This window comes from Streptomyces sp. NPDC001678 (assembly GCF_042892945.1).
Classification (GTDB): Bacteria; Actinomycetota; Actinomycetes; order Streptomycetales; family Streptomycetaceae; genus Streptomyces.
This window is the reverse complement of the sequence record NZ_JBIAUP010000004.1, coordinates 17224-30728: the sequence shown is the minus strand read 5'-3', so window position 1 is coordinate 30728 and position 13505 is coordinate 17224. Positions and strand designations below refer to the sequence as shown.

General features: G+C 65.0%; 13 protein-coding genes. 9 read left to right on the top strand and 4 right to left on the bottom strand.

What is annotated here, in order from left to right; genetic code table 11:
• The first annotated feature begins 57 nt into the window (after positions 1–57).
• From ACFYZR_RS09545 to ACFYZR_RS09515, 7 genes are all read left to right on the top strand, one after another.
• Complete coding sequence (locus ACFYZR_RS09545; protein ID WP_391907425.1) at positions 58–1533, top strand: PQQ-binding-like beta-propeller repeat protein; 1476 nt, start codon at positions 58–60, stop codon at positions 1531–1533.
• Between the two features lie 67 nt (positions 1534–1600).
• On the top strand, positions 1601–2983 hold the full coding sequence (locus ACFYZR_RS09540) for a PQQ-binding-like beta-propeller repeat protein (protein WP_391907424.1): 1383 nt from the start codon (positions 1601–1603) through the stop codon (positions 2981–2983).
• Positions 2984–3091: 108 nt separating this feature from the next.
• On the top strand, positions 3092–3496 hold the full coding sequence (locus ACFYZR_RS09535) for a hypothetical protein (protein WP_391907421.1): 405 nt from the start codon (positions 3092–3094) through the stop codon (positions 3494–3496).
• 18 nt (positions 3497–3514) lie between these two features.
• Positions 3515–4942: a hypothetical protein gene (locus tag ACFYZR_RS09530; RefSeq protein WP_391907417.1), complete on the top strand. Its 1428-nt coding sequence runs from the start codon at positions 3515–3517 to the stop codon at positions 4940–4942.
• 62 nt (positions 4943–5004) lie between these two features.
• The gene (gene mycP / locus ACFYZR_RS09525) at positions 5005–6156 is read left to right on the top strand and encodes a type VII secretion-associated serine protease mycosin (protein WP_391907414.1); all 1152 of its coding nucleotides are present in this window, start codon (positions 5005–5007) and stop codon (positions 6154–6156) included.
• Between the two features lie 99 nt (positions 6157–6255).
• Positions 6256–6573 carry a WXG100 family type VII secretion target gene (locus tag ACFYZR_RS09520; protein ID WP_391907411.1) on the top strand — a complete coding sequence of 106 codons (318 nt, stop codon included), beginning with the start codon at positions 6256–6258 and terminating at the stop codon, positions 6571–6573.
• Positions 6574–6632: 59 nt separating this feature from the next.
• Positions 6633–6941 (top strand): WXG100 family type VII secretion target, encoded by a 309-nt coding sequence (locus tag ACFYZR_RS09515; RefSeq protein WP_391907409.1) that lies wholly within the window; start codon positions 6633–6635, stop codon positions 6939–6941.
• A 67-nt stretch (positions 6942–7008) separates the two neighbouring features.
• Here the strand turns inward: ACFYZR_RS09515 and ACFYZR_RS09510 are convergent, their stop codons facing one another.
• Entirely contained in the window at positions 7009–7485 is a 477-nt protein-coding gene (locus tag ACFYZR_RS09510; protein ID WP_391907406.1) for an ATP-binding protein, read from the bottom strand.
• Between the two features lie 174 nt (positions 7486–7659).
• Here ACFYZR_RS09510 and ACFYZR_RS09505 point away from each other — a divergent pair, with 174 nt between their 5' ends.
• Together ACFYZR_RS09505 and ACFYZR_RS09500 are read left to right on the top strand one after the other, a co-directional pair.
• A complete protein-coding gene (locus ACFYZR_RS09505) occupies positions 7660–8604 on the top strand; it encodes a helix-turn-helix domain-containing protein (protein WP_391908510.1) in 945 nt (314 codons plus the stop codon).
• A gap of 19 nt (positions 8605–8623) precedes the next feature.
• On the top strand, positions 8624–8818 hold the full coding sequence (locus ACFYZR_RS09500; protein ID WP_391907403.1) for a hypothetical protein: 195 nt from the start codon (positions 8624–8626) through the stop codon (positions 8816–8818).
• Between the two features lie 453 nt (positions 8819–9271).
• Here ACFYZR_RS09500 and ACFYZR_RS09495 read toward each other — a convergent pair whose 3' ends face one another.
• The 3 genes from ACFYZR_RS09495 to ACFYZR_RS09485 form a co-directional block, all read right to left on the bottom strand.
• Positions 9272–9847, bottom strand: coding sequence for a hypothetical protein (locus ACFYZR_RS09495; RefSeq protein WP_391907400.1), 576 nt, complete (start codon positions 9845–9847; stop codon positions 9272–9274).
• 224 nt (positions 9848–10071) lie between these two features.
• Positions 10072–11160 carry a hypothetical protein gene (locus ACFYZR_RS09490; RefSeq protein WP_391907398.1) on the bottom strand — a complete coding sequence of 363 codons (1089 nt, stop codon included), beginning with the start codon at positions 11158–11160 and terminating at the stop codon, positions 10072–10074.
• A complete protein-coding gene (locus ACFYZR_RS09485; RefSeq protein ID WP_391907395.1) occupies positions 11160–13484 on the bottom strand; it encodes a hypothetical protein in 2325 nt (774 codons plus the stop codon). The genes ACFYZR_RS09490 and ACFYZR_RS09485 overlap by 1 nt, the downstream gene beginning before the upstream one ends.
• Between the last annotated feature and the right edge of the window lie 21 nt (positions 13485–13505).

Below are 13505 nucleotides of genomic sequence, written 5' to 3'. Positions count from 1 at the left end.
CCACCAGTCCACCGATCGATGATGTTTCCGACGCGCAGAAAGGATTCGTTCCGTTTCATGACCCAGCCGCCCCCGCCCATGCCGCCACACCAGCCGCCCCGCACCCCGCAGATCTGGGACACCGACATCAACCAACGCTCCTCGGCGCCACCGGGCTTCGGCCCACCACCACCGGTGTTCGGCGGGGGAGATACCGGCGGGGGCGGCAGCGGTGGTAACGGCGGCAGCGGGCGTGTACGGCGCAAGGCCCTGCTCATCGTGCTGGCGCTCGCTCTGATCGCGGGCCTCGGCGCGGGCGGCTGGCTGCTCTGGGGGAGGACCGGCGAGAAGCCCGGGCCGCAGGCGAAGCCGACGGCGCCGGCCCGCGTGGACACCCGCCTGGACTGGCTCGTACGGAACCCCGACAAGGACAAGGACGCCGAGGCCAACGGCACCCCCAAGAAACCGGTCACCTGGTTCGCCCACGGCAACGCGATCCGGACGCGGGCGCGGGACATCACCGCCTACGACGTCCGGAAGGGTACGGAGCGATGGAGCATCCCGCTGCCGGGAGTGCTCTGCGCGGCCGCGCGCAAGCCCGACGGCGACACGGTGGCCGTCCTGTACTCGAAGACCTCGAAGACCGGCGACGACTGCAACAGCCTCATGGCCGTGGACCTCGGCAGCGGGCGCAAGAAATGGGATGCGCCTCTTCCTCTCAACAACCCGCTCAACACGGACTACGGCGATCCGCAGATCCTGATGTTCCGGGGCAAGGTCAAGGTCATGGGGTCCAGCGAATCGGCGACCTTCGCGGCCGATGACGGCCGGGTCCTGGACCACCCCAAACTCCGGGTGAGCGACAACTGCATGGAACACCGTGCCTCGACGGACGGGAAGACCCTGCTCTCCGTGCTCGGCTGCTCCCTGGGCGACGGGCGCGCGTTCGTCCAGCGAATCGACCCGGAAACGGGCAAGGAGGTGTGGACCTGGAAGGTGCCGGACGGGCTTGAGGTCAGAGGTGTCCCCTCCGTGGACCCGGTCGTCGTCTCGGTCAGCCGCAGGGACCGGTCGGACGAGATCACGGACCTGATCAGCATCAGCCCGGAGGGCCGGACCAGGGCCATCATCTCGCTGACGGGCAACGGCAACGCGTTCGACGCCATCGTCCGCGGGGACACGGTCTACCTGTCGAGCCAGGGCCAGGAGACGGCGGATCACACCCAGGAGAACCGCATCATCGCCATCGACCTGGCCAACGGAGAGAAACGCTGGGAGAGCAAGGCCGGGGGGAACCGGGTCAGCACGCCCCTCGGATTCGTCGGCGACCGGCCGTTGGTCTACCAGATCGCCCAGTCGGGAGAAGGCGGAAAGCTCGTCACGCTCGACCCGCGCGACGGAGCGGCGGCGGTCATCAAGCGCATGCCGGCGGAGAGTGCCGAAGAGGAACGGAACGTCGCGTTCATGGGACAGGTGTACTTCGAGGACGACAGGCTCTTCATCTTCGGCGAACCGGGCAACAGGAATGAGCACTTGGCGCTGTCATTCGCCTGACCGCTGAACGCCGTACGCCAAGCCTGCGATTCCCTCCCCTCTGTGCTGATTCCGACGGAGAAAACCGATGTCTCAACAGCAGCAGCTGCCCTACCGCTTGCCACCCCTCCAGCCCCCGCCCTCGCCGCCACAGCTCTTGAGAACCGGAATGGCCCGGCGGAAGCTCTGGACGACGGGCCTGATCCTCGCCCTCCTCCTCGCGTGCGGCGGTGGCGCGTACGCCGTGTGGGGCGGGCCGGACGGTGACCCGAAGCCCTCGGCCCAGGGTCCGGGTGCCGCAGAGGCGGGAGCGATGGTGTGGAAGAAGACGGCCCGCACCGAACCGTCACGAGGCGCCGACGCGGCGCCGGGCGCCTGGTTCACCCCGACCACGGTGGTCAAGGCCGAGCCCGACATGGTGACGGCCTACGACCTCAAAACCGGTGCGAAGCAGTGGTCGCTGGTGCTGGACGGAGTCCTGTGCGCGGCGTCGAGGGACGCCGACGACGGCCGTGTGCTCATCGCCCTCAAGGCGTCGGGATTCTGCGACGCGATGACGGTCATCGACATCCGGCGCGGAGTGCGGCTCTGGTCGGAGCCCATCGCCCTTCACAAGGCCGACGACCCGGACCTGGACAATTTCCGGCCGGACAAGTGGAAGGCGGAGCTGGAAGTGGCGGTGAACGCCGGCCACGGCCTGATCACCTGGGCCACGGGAGCCAAGATCGTCAGCCTCGCGGACGGCAAGCTGGTGGGGGACTCGCCCCAGAAGGAGCCGTGCCGCTTCGTCGGCGCGGCCGGTGGCTCCCAGATGCTGACGCTGGCCCGTTGCGAGGAACGGTCGAGGGTGCGCTCCCAGAATCCGGAGGCGCTCGACAAGCCGAAGTGGACGTGGGAGGGGCGCGGCGAAGAGGAGGTCCGCGAAGTCCTCTCGACGCGTCCTGTCGTCCTGCTCACCGGCGACGGCCAGGGAAAGCCCCTGCGACTGGTCGCCCTCAATGACACCGACGGTAAGGAACGCTCCCGCATCGAGCTCCGGCGCGACCACGACGGCAGCGTCTGCTCGGCGAGCATCAGCAAATGCCCGGAATACCTGATCGACGGTGACACGGTCTATGTCGCCCGCAAGGGCTCCACGACCGCCTACGACCTCGCGAACGGTCGCGAGAAATGGACCTACAAGGCCGACGCCAACCGGACCGCGTTCCCCGTCTCGGTGCAGAACGGCCTGCTCGCCGTCTACGTCCCCGGCACCCCGGAACGCGTCGGCGAACTGTCCCGCGTCTCCACCCGCACGGGTGAAGTCGCCCGCACCACGCACCTCGCCCGCGACCTCCGCGCGACGGAATGGCGCCTGGCCCGCCCCAGGGCCCTGGTGTCCCATCTCAGGGGAGACCGCCTGCTGTTGCTCAACGAAGGCCAGCTGGATTCCCAGGACGCGGACGTGGTCGTCGCGGTGGCCGTGCCCTGACGGATGCCTGACGCGGACCTGACGCGTACCTGGCGGCAATCTGGTTGGGACGCCGAGTCACCAGTGACTACAGTGACGAAGGAGTGTGTGGGGGAGGGGGAGTTGGGCATGAGCGGACGCCTGGCCAAAGAAGCCGAGACGCTGACGACATTCAAGAACCGTATCGACGAGGTGCTGGCCAACTTGGAGAAGTCGGCGGCCTCGCCGAAGACGATGGGCGACCAGAAGGTCGCCCCGGGCTCCTTCGGTAAGGGCTTCGGCTCCGCCGAGGGCCTGGCCGCACTGTACGAGGCGGTCCACGCGAGACTGGAGACCCTGTCCAAGGTCTTCGGCGACCAGGTCGAGGCCATGGGCCTCGCCGCCGTGATCGCCGAACGCGGCTACGACGGCGTCGACGCGGACGAAGCCGCCCGGATGCGGGCGATCCAGGAGCGAGCGCACGAGTACGGACGCGGCGCCCCGGCGAAGCCGGCCGCCCCCGGTGCGGCCGGCACCGGCGGTGCCGGGCTCTAAGGGGAGGGGGAGACAGGGATGTCGGACGCGGAATTCCAGGGCAAGTCACATGAAGAGCTCTATGCGATGGTGGCCGATGCCAAGCCGGAGAACCTGAGCGGCGTCGGAAAGGCGTTGCAACAGGCCTTCAAGGACCTGAACACCATCAGCAACGACCTCAAGGAACACATCGGCCGGGTCCGGCTCGAAGGCGAGGGCGGCGAGGCCTTCCGCAAGTGGGGCGAGCAGACGGTCATGCAGACCACGAAGCTGGCGCACTATGTCTCATCGGCCGGCGCCGTGATGGACAAGGCGGCGGAGGGGCTCGCGAAGGCCCAGTCGAGCATGCCGAAACCGAGCGGCTCGGTGTGTTTCACGGATGCGGAGAAGGAACGGGCGCGCCTGAAGGCGGCGGAGACGGACCGGCAGCATGCGGTTGACGCGATGCGGATGCTGGATTCGTATTACGCGACGGCGCAGACGGATCTGGGGAAGCTGGAGGAGCCGAAGTTCGCGCTGCCGCCCGGGATCGATGCCGGCATCGACAGGGACGTGGAGAGACCGTACGGGGCTTCACCCGCAAGTGGGTACGCATCGAGTGGCGGGAGTGGCAGCTTTTCTTCGTCGCCTCACAACGGCGTCTCTGGTGGGGCAGCACATGCTGCTCCCCAAGCCGGTGGTGTTGTAAGCGCTGTGGGGCATCCAGGCGCAGTGGGACATGGAAGCGTCAGCGCGCAGCCAGGAATGGGACCGGGCGCCGGTTGGGTGTCAGGAACGAATATCGACTCAACGACCACTTTTCCGACTCCACAGCCGACCGCTCCAGCGCCTGATGGCATTCAGCACCACGATCGTGTTGCCATGCCTCAGGGGCCGGGTGGTTCCCCTGTCATGTTGCCTCAGGGCCCGGGCGGCGGTGGAGGAGCCAAGACCGGAGCGACGCGCGGCGGTTCGGGTATTGGCCGCCCCGAGGCGACCATTGCGGTACCCCGAGGCGGCGGTATGCCGCGTCCGAACGATGGAATCGTGGGTGGTCTTCCGAAGGTTCCGGGAGATGGGACCGGCGCCACGCAGTTGCCCCGAGGCGCGGTTGTCGGTGAAGAGCGCGGCCTGATGGGACGTGGCCCTGTCGGGGCGGGTGGTTACCCAGGTCCGGTGGGCGGCAGTGGTTTCGGTGCTCATGGCGCAGGAACGGGCCGAAGGCTCGTTACCGAGCCTGGCGGTGTCGTCGGCAGTCCGCGCGATCCGGCGTCGGGGCGGAACTCGTCCGGCCTGAGGTCGGAATTCACTCAGGGCGGTTCCGGTCTCGTTCGGGGCACACAGATGCCAGGTGCGATGCCGCACGTCGGTGGCGCCTCAGTCAGTCCTCCTCGCCGCCCAGCCTCTGGTCGGCCCGAATACCTCACCGAGGACGAGGAGACCTGGACGCGCGGGCGGCGCGATACTGTCCCGCCTGTCGTCGAGTAGCCCGAGGAGATTCCTGGCGCATGCGAATCGTGTCACGCAGAGTGCGACTATGTGCCCTGCCGATGCTGTCTCTCCTGGGCATCGGTCTCGCCGCCACGCCTCAGGCCGCGGCGGACGACGTGAAGTCGAAGCAGTGGTATCTCGATGGCATGCAGGCCGACGAGATGTGGAAGGTGAGCCGAGGCGAGGGCGTGACCGTCGCGGTCGTCGATTCGGGCGTGGACAGTGCTGTGCCGGAGCTGCGAGGCCAGGTACTGCAAGGTGCAGATGTATCGAACAAGCCGATGGGCGCCGACGTGGATCAGGACGGGCACGGCACGGAAATGGCCGCTCTGATCTCGGGCACGGGGGCGGACGGAGGAATTCAGGGGCTGGCGCCGGGTGCCAGGATTCTGCCGGTGAGGACCGTGCAAGCCGGGCTCGCCGATGCCTCTGATCCACTGATGGCCAGGGCTATCCGTTACGCGGTGGATCACGGCGCGCGAGTCGTCAACATTTCCATGGCCGGCGTTGAGTCCCCGAGCCAGACCGGGCAATTGGAAGCTGCGGTGAAATATGCGCTTGCCAAGGGAAGCCTGATCTTTGCAGGCTCGGGAAATGACGGCGACAAGGGAAATCTGCCGAACTATCCTGCAACGATGACCGGAGTCGTCTCTGTAGGCGCGATCGACAAGACGAACGCGGTGACCAAGTGGTCGAACAGCGCCAGTAACGTGGCGCTCGCCGCTCCGGGCGACGAGATCCCAGGGCGATGCAAGAAGAGCGCGGGCTTCTGCGCAAGACAGGGCACCAGCCAAGCCACCGCCCTCGCCTCCGCCTCCGCCGCCCTGATCTGGTCCAAGCACCCGGACTGGACCGGCAACCAGGTCCTCCGGGTCATGATGGAAACCGCCGGCAAGCCGACCACGGGCAAGATCCCGAGCCCCTACATCGGCTACGGTATCGTCCGCCCCCGCAAGGTCCTCCTGGACGGCGAGGGCGATCCCGGCCCCGCTGACGTCAACCCGCTGCTCGCCGCAGGCGAATCCGCCTCACCGAAGCCGATTCCTTCGGGTGACTCGACGTCATCGGCAACTCCGAACCACCGCCCCAGCGCGGGACCCAGCCCCGCCAAGGGCACCGGCACCGCACTATCGTTGGGGATCGGTATCGGCGCCGTAGTGGCCGTCGCCTCTGCGGCAATCGTGGTGACGGTGCGGCGCCGGCGACGGTAGACAAGACATCCGGCCGAGCGGAATCGGGCAGGCCGGACCACGCAGCGGGAAACCGAAGCGAATCGGATCTCGCAAACAAATCATGGGGGATGGTGAAACATGTCGGGTAAGCAGAAGGTCAACGACGAAGCGTTCAGGACCTTCACGAATGCTCTGGACCAGTCCAGCCAGGCATTCACGGCAAACCTGCGCACGCTGGCCAATGCCATTGCGACCGTCGACGGGGGCCAGTGGAAGGGCCAGGCCCACGATGTTTTCCGGGCGGCGCAGGAAGAACTGAACAGGGAGCATGACGCCGTGCGGCGACTCATCGACCATGTTCGTGACGCGGTGGCCAAGACGCACACCTCCACTGGCGCCACCGATGAGGAGATCGCCGCCAGCGTCAAGGGCGTCAGCGCGATCCATTCCTACTGAGCGAGTCGCAGCCAGTACAAGTAGAACCAAGCGCCCGACAGAACATGGGGAGTGGGAAAATGGCAGGAAACGGCGGCGAACTCGTCGTCACATACGGCTCGTTGCAGGAGACTGCCGGCCAGATCAAGGGTGCCGCGGCGGTGCTCTCGAGCGAGCTCGAGGCCATGAGGTCGGCTGTCGCCAACGTCTCCGCCGGCTGGGAGGGCGAGGCGAAGGCGGCGATGGACAACGCCCAGAATCAGCTCCAGAACAGGGCCAGGGAGATCGAGGAGATCCTCAAGAAGGTCTCTGAGCGAATCCTCATGGGTAGCGATCACTACTACGCCACGGACCGGAAGGCCTCGCAGCTCTTCTCCGAAGGCTACTGAGCGAGGAACACGGGAGGGTGGGCAGCCGCACGGCGGCAGCCCACCCTCCCGTGTGCTCAGCTCCTACTCAGAGCCGCGCGTAGAGCGCTCCCGCCTCTCGCGGGAGAACGACCCAGACCCTGCTCCCGTACAGGGGCGCGTCGGCCTCGGCCAGCCCACAGATCCCGCCGCACGCGTCGGTGACGGCGTCCAGCAGTGACAGCGCTTCCCTCCGCCGCTCGCGGCATACGGCGAAGATGCCCGCTGCCTCGTGCGCGGGATGCTCGTCGAACACGGTCAGTCTCAGCACGCCGAAGCGCCACCGCATCGACAGATGGGCCTCATGCCCAGGCGTGAACGCGTAGGCGTTGCCGAGGAGTTCGGATGTCGCGAGAACGCCGACCTCGGCCAGATCACCGAGGTCGTGCTCGCACAACACGGTACGTACGAGGTTGCGCGCGGTGCTGATGCAGTACGGGCCTCCGGGCAGGCCGAGGGAGTAGTTGAAGTTGGCGGGCGTCGGCACGGCCGACGTCTCCGGTGGACAGAGTGCGCTGTTGCTCATGCGCGTTCACTCCAGGCGCTTGGCAGGCGGCAGTGGGGGAGTTCTCGCACGCGGAACGGGTGCCGGTGGCCTGCCTCCCTGGGCGCGAGCGCACCCTCTCCAGGGAAAGAGGGCATGCTCGCGCGGTGCGCTTCCGACTCCACGGCGTGTGAGCTGAGCGATACCGACGGTAGCGTGACAGGAAGCCCTGTGCTACTCATTCCCGGAACCCCTGTGCTCCGGGTCTACCCTGCGGGCACACTGGTTGACGTCCCAGGGGAGGACCTCGTGCCACCGAGAAGCAACCCGACGATCCGGCAACGCCGGTTGGGTGCCGCGCTCCGCCGGCTCCGTGAGCAGGCAGGCATGTCGGCCCTGGATGCCGCCGCACTGCTCGGCGTGGATCGCACGCGCATCTCCAACACGGAGGCCGGCCGTTTCGGCATCAGCGCCGCGCGGGTGCGCACGCTGGCCTGCAACTACCGCTGCCCCGACGCCGAGCTGGTCGACGCGCTCGCCGACATGGCGCAGGATCACACGAAGGGGTGGTGGGAGGATTACCGAGGATCGCTCCCCGCCTTCTTCCTGGACATCGCCGAGCTCGAATGGCACGCCACGAGGCTCCGGAACGCGCTGACGTCCCACATCCCGGGCATGCTCCAGACCGAGGACCACGCCAGGGCGATCTTCGAGCTGGTGATCCCTGAGCTCCCGGCCGACGAGGTCGACATCCGGGTCTCCCAGCGTCTGGCACGGCGCCGGATCCTCGACCGCGAGGACCCGCCGGCCTACGACGCCATCATTCATGAGAGCGCTCTGCGTATGCAGTTCGGAGGGCGCAAGGTCGCCCGGGCCCAGCTGGATTCTCTCCTGGAGGCCGGCGAGCGGGAGCACATCACCCTCAGAGTGATCCCGTTCAGCGCCGGGGGTTTCGTCGGCGCGGGGCAGACCATCCTGTACGCGTGCGGCCCTGTCGCCCAGCTCGACACAGTGCAGCTCGACACGTCACATGGGTCTGTGTTCATCGACTCCGAGATGCAGCTTGCCAACTACCGGCAGCTGCTCGACAGAATGGAGTGCAGCGCCCTGGACGAGAACGCGTCGCGGAAGTTCATCCATGAAATCGCCCAGCAGCTCTGAAGGATCTGAAGGAGACGCCATGCCCGGGATCCAGTGGCAGGAGCCCATCTGCGGTGGCGGCGGCAACGCCTGCATCCAGATAGGGCTCACCACCGACGGCACCCCCATACTCAGAGAGACCGCCCGCCCCCACGAGCTCGTCACCACCACCCGCGAGGGCCTGCGCAACTTTGTCGAAGCGGCCAAACGAGGCGAGCTCGACCACCTCGTCTAGAGGGTCGGCGCAAGCAGCGCGTCCCCGCTTTCGACAAGCGTGTACCGCATGCCGTCGCCGAAATGATGTGGGTGTGTCGGCTATCAGCATGGGATGAGTGACATGGTCACGCACCCGCATCTGCGCTACGTCCACCAGCCGATGACGGCCGCTGGCCCGCCCGGAAGCTTGCCCTCGTTGTCCCAGAACATCTCGTCCGGCTCGTTGTCGTCTGGATTCGTGTCGGGATGAGGGGACCGGTGGCTCCGGTCTGCGCATCTGCCCTGGCCAGTAACACCCGTTGGCAGCGTCGACCACAAGCTATTCGTCGATCACACCAGGATTTTTGCTACCGAACGCGAGCGCGCACGCGTGGCCCGAACCAGCCATTCGTCTGTGGAGAACACGGCGGAGCCGCTTTGCCGCCAACCGTGCAGGTTGAACCAGCGTGGCCAGGGTGCTGGGAAAATCTCCTCAGTGGCCGGATACCCGGCTGCGGAACTCACTCATCGGCATGGTCTTGTCCGCTGCAGGAAATTTGATGGCGAACTTTTCGCCGAAGGAATCGTAGGTCGTAGTGCTCGACCGCCCGCCACGGCTGGAATCCAGCTTGAGGAGGTAGGACTTCCCTTCCGCAGCTACGTGATAGACGCCGCTCGTTATCCCATTGCCCGCAGTCAAAGCAAAAGTCTTGGTGCCGTTGACACTGCTGTCGTGATCCGGCGCGAGCTTGGCACCTTCCGGGATCTTGTAGAAGCTGTCACATCCCTGGCCCGTCTTGCTCGTGACGTAAACGTCGGCGAGGGCGGGTGGGACGGTGATGTCTGCTGCGCCGGACTGCTTCAGGGATTCGGCCAACATGGGAGCGCTTGTGTAGGTCGTGCCGCCCTTGCAGAATATATCGACGCTCTTGCCTGCCTGGCTCGTCGTGGTCTGAAGACGCAACCCTTGCCCAGGAGTCGACCATATTTCCGTGCGCCCGCCATCGAAAGCGGTTGTGGTGCCCGATGCATGGAATGAGGTGATCCTCATGAGGAGGTTGGTGCTCAAGACCTTTAGCCCGCTCTCGTCGGTGCTGCTGACGGCCGATGGCGTCGCCTGCTGCGGTGTGGCGGTGGGCGCTGCATGCTTCGCTGCGGGCCCATTGCCGCATGCCGTGAGAGTCAAGCCAAGTGCCATGCACAATGTGGCAGTTCTGGTAGTGGCAGATTTGAGCATCGGAAGGCCTCCTGGGTATTACGGGTGAAATGATGGTGCGGAGCCTCAACCGACGGCTACCCGGGCGACTGTGAGTTACAGTCCATCTTCTTGGTGACGGCGGAGATGAACTGTTCAGAAAGGTCGTGTGGAGGAATCAGGTGTTCTTTGGCCTGCGTCAGATCTCCCGATTGCGACTCCTTGTCCGGGAAGGCCATCCTCAGGAGCGTCTTGACGTTTCGGCATTCAATCAGAACAGCTGAAGAGGAGTTCTTTTCTGCGGCAGCGGCAGGGTTGTCGGGGGAGACCCAGTGTTCGTATTCGCTGATCAGCTGGTCGTTCTGGGTGATTGAGAATGCGGCGAGTGGGGGTTCCTTCTGCTTCAGTACGCAATTCCATATGCGGCGTTCATCTCCAGTCGTGCGTTCCTGGATCGTCGAGGCGGCCGTTGCTGAGCGGAATGGAGCAAAACCGGGAATTTTACAGGCGTCGTTGACGTGCTGCACTCCCTGCCATGCGGGGATTTGTGAATAAGGCTTGAATGAATCGAAGTCCGCGGATGAGCAGCCGATCTTCCTCGTCATGCTGGCTGCAGCCTTTATCAGGGTGCTTGCCATTCGGGAACGAGTTTCCTGCTCGCTCCACTTTCCCTCCTGGCCGGATCTGATCTGGAGTGTCAGTTGAATGGAGTCGCCGCTGCCGACCCCGGCTTTGGAAGAGCAGGAACGCGGCAGCCATACCGCCGCTTCGGTTGGGCTGGTCCAGCCGTTAACATTGCCGCCGAGCGGGAGGTGGGAATATTGCTGGACCAGGTCGGCAGGGTGAGAGAGGGATCCGTGAAGACGGTCCTGAGATGTACTTCCCCACCAGAGGCCGAATTTCGGTGTCAGGTCCTCTGTCGTGCTGGTGACATAACAGCTCTGGAGCGCGTTGGCCGCGAAAGGTTCTTCCGATGAGGAGTAGCCGGTGGGTTTCTTGTCGTCGAGCTGTGCGACATCCTGTCGTGACAGGGAGCCCCAACAAAAGGTCTCTTGACTGGTGGCCGGGTCTGGAGAGCGCCATACGAACAGCGTCAGGAGGGCGCCGGTAGCGATGCATATGGAGGCTGCGGTAGCACCGAACTTGATGAACTTGGGTGATATTCGACTGGAGTGCCGATGGAGCATCAGTTGACCCCGCCCGTGCTTCGCCCGGCACGCCCAATGCCGTCCGCATAGCCGAAGCCGGCTTCCGTGAGGAGATCCTGCCCCCGGCTTCCTGTGGCCCTGAGCTTCTCCATGGGTACATCAAGATCTTTGGCGCGGTCTATGAGCATTGCTTCGAGCTCCCGTTGTCCGCCGTCGTACAGCTTTATCAGATCTTTGGTGCTCTCGGCTGTCGCCTTGTCATTGAGGCGGTTCGCATACTCGGAGGTCCCGACGTCGACGTATCGCTGGATACTGTCTCCCGAATAGGGAATGAGCGTGAAAGGGGCGCCGATCAAGTGGTAGTTGATCTTCGCGTTCCAGTTGTTCCGAAATATCTCGCTGTCCTTATGGTCGCTGATCACATCGGCCCGGATTCTGTCGAGAGCCCCAAGAGCCCTCCCGGATTCCGTTACGTGCCCGCGAGGAACGTCTGGGCTTCCTTCGTGGTAACTGGCGAAGTCATCGCGCCCTATTTTATTGATCCTCTCAGCCGCCTCAGTGCTCTGCGAGTGGTGAATGATGTGGAAGGCGTCGCCGTCCTCCGAGGCCGCCCGAATGAACTGCTGGAGTTCGGCAGTTCCTATTTTTGCCCTGCTGGGGTCTAGCTCCAGCTTTCTGGCGTCTCCCCCCTTGCCGAGAATGTCGTGCACGTCGGCCGGATAGTCCGCGATAACATGCGCCATGTTGCCACGAATGTTCGCAGGCATGTCGCTCTGGTTCACCGCAGTATAGGTGCCGTACTTCGATACGATATCTTCGAAAATTCGCACCTGGGTATCGGTATGCCGTGGGTGGCTGCTCATCGCAGGTGTGTCAGGAGCTCGCCCCGTGGCGGCAGCCCGCAGTGCTTCGCCGAAGCCCTTGTGGCCGTCCCTGGCCTCTATGTCGTCCCCGTGGTGTTCCCAGTTCCCAATGGTGTCAACGGTGTTCATGACGGCCCAGTCGCGCTTCTCGCGCAGGTAGTCGAACCTGTCGTTGCCGCGGTATGCGCCTTCCCCGCCGTTCGCATCCCGATCGTAGATCTGAGCTTTGGGGTCGAAGTATGAGGTGGCTGCAGCAGGGTTTTTGCTCATGATGCCCAGGGTGCGGTCCACTGGATCGTAGGCGAACCAGCCGGTGTCCTTCTTGCTGAACGGACCGTAGAGGTCCCAGAGGTTCTTGTCCTTGCGCTCGGCGGCGATCATGTCGTCCGTCAAGTCGTGCAGAAACTGGGGCGAGTAGTCGCCACCGTTCTGCATCATGGTGACCAGGGATTGGTAACCGCGAACTTTCTGCTCACGGCCCTCGCCGATGCGCTGCTCGTCAGTTATTCCTTCGTACCGGTAATGCTTGACGCCCGCGGTCTTGAGGTCGCCCATCCACTGCTTGTAGAATTTTCCGTCGGAACTATCGAGCCAATTCTTATAGGCGCCAAAGTATTCTCTGGAGCCTGGCTCGAGTTGTTTTCCATCAGTCTTGAAGGGCGGAATCTGAGTAGCTGTGGCCAGGCTCTGGGACAGGCCCTTGTCCAACATCAGATAGTCACGCTTGTCGGAACCGGAGCTGTGCCCGAGCTCGTTCAGCTTGTTGGTGAACCTGATGGTGTTGTCAGCGCCGAGGCCGCTCAGGAACGTCTGACTGAAGGCCTTGTCGTGGTCGTTGTCGCGGAAGAGCCGTTGCATCTCGGCCATTTCCTTGGCGTCGAGGTGGCCCTTGGAGGTGAGCTTGGTCGCCAGCTCGTAGGCCTCCTTGGCCTCGACCTTCTCGATGTCGCCTTCCGCCTGGGCGTTGAACCCATGAGGCGTGCCGTCGAGGAGATCGGGGGTCCCGTCCTGGACGGCGGCTTGAAGCGCCAGCTTGACGCCCTGGTCGGCGTCGTCGAAGGCGCGGACGACGTTGTCGACGTGCTTGGTCCACGATGCTTCGGCTGTGTGGAGGTCGGGGTCATGGCGTGCGGCGTTCGCGGTGGCCGCGTCGGCTTTGGCGAAGTCGAAGCTCGCGATGCCTCCTTCGGACACCTTCATGCCGGCCTTCTCGGCATCGGCGACCGCCGACTTCAGCTTCCCCCGCAGGTCCGTGAACTGGCCGTGCGCGTCCCGCAGCAGTGAGGCGATCGCTCGGGCTTCCTTCGCCGCCGCCGTGTACTGCTCGTGCGTCAGCTGCATGGTCGTCTTGCCCGCGAGGTTGGCCTGGCCGGTCCAGGTGCCGTCGGAGGCTATGGCCTTGACCTGGCTCTCGTAGTCCTTCTGCACGGACTCGAACTTCTTCGCCGCCGCGTCCCACTGCTCGGCCGCGGTTGTCAGGAGGGCGAGGTCCGTCGTCATGACCTGGTGGTACGTGAGCAT

Coding starts and splice junctions, on each gene's coding strand:
- ACFYZR_RS09545 (WP_391907425.1), top strand. CDS start 58: ATGACCCAGCCGCCCCCGCCCATGCCGCCACACCAGCCGCCCCGCACC.
- ACFYZR_RS09540 (WP_391907424.1), top strand. CDS start 1,601: ATGTCTCAACAGCAGCAGCTGCCCTACCGCTTGCCACCCCTCCAGCCC.
- ACFYZR_RS09535 (WP_391907421.1), top strand. CDS start 3,092: ATGAGCGGACGCCTGGCCAAAGAAGCCGAGACGCTGACGACATTCAAG.
- ACFYZR_RS09530 (WP_391907417.1), top strand. CDS start 3,515: ATGTCGGACGCGGAATTCCAGGGCAAGTCACATGAAGAGCTCTATGCG.
- mycP (WP_391907414.1), top strand. CDS start 5,005: ATGCTGTCTCTCCTGGGCATCGGTCTCGCCGCCACGCCTCAGGCCGCG.
- ACFYZR_RS09520 (WP_391907411.1), top strand. CDS start 6,256: ATGTCGGGTAAGCAGAAGGTCAACGACGAAGCGTTCAGGACCTTCACG.
- ACFYZR_RS09515 (WP_391907409.1), top strand. CDS start 6,633: ATGGCAGGAAACGGCGGCGAACTCGTCGTCACATACGGCTCGTTGCAG.
- ACFYZR_RS09510 (WP_391907406.1), bottom strand. CDS start 7,485: ATGAGCAACAGCGCACTCTGTCCACCGGAGACGTCGGCCGTGCCGACG.
- ACFYZR_RS09500 (WP_391907403.1), top strand. CDS start 8,624: ATGCCCGGGATCCAGTGGCAGGAGCCCATCTGCGGTGGCGGCGGCAAC.
- ACFYZR_RS09490 (WP_391907398.1), bottom strand. CDS start 11,160: ATGCTCCATCGGCACTCCAGTCGAATATCACCCAAGTTCATCAAGTTC.
- ACFYZR_RS09485 (WP_391907395.1), bottom strand. CDS start 13,484: ATGACGACGGACCTCGCCCTCCTGACAACCGCGGCCGAGCAGTGGGAC.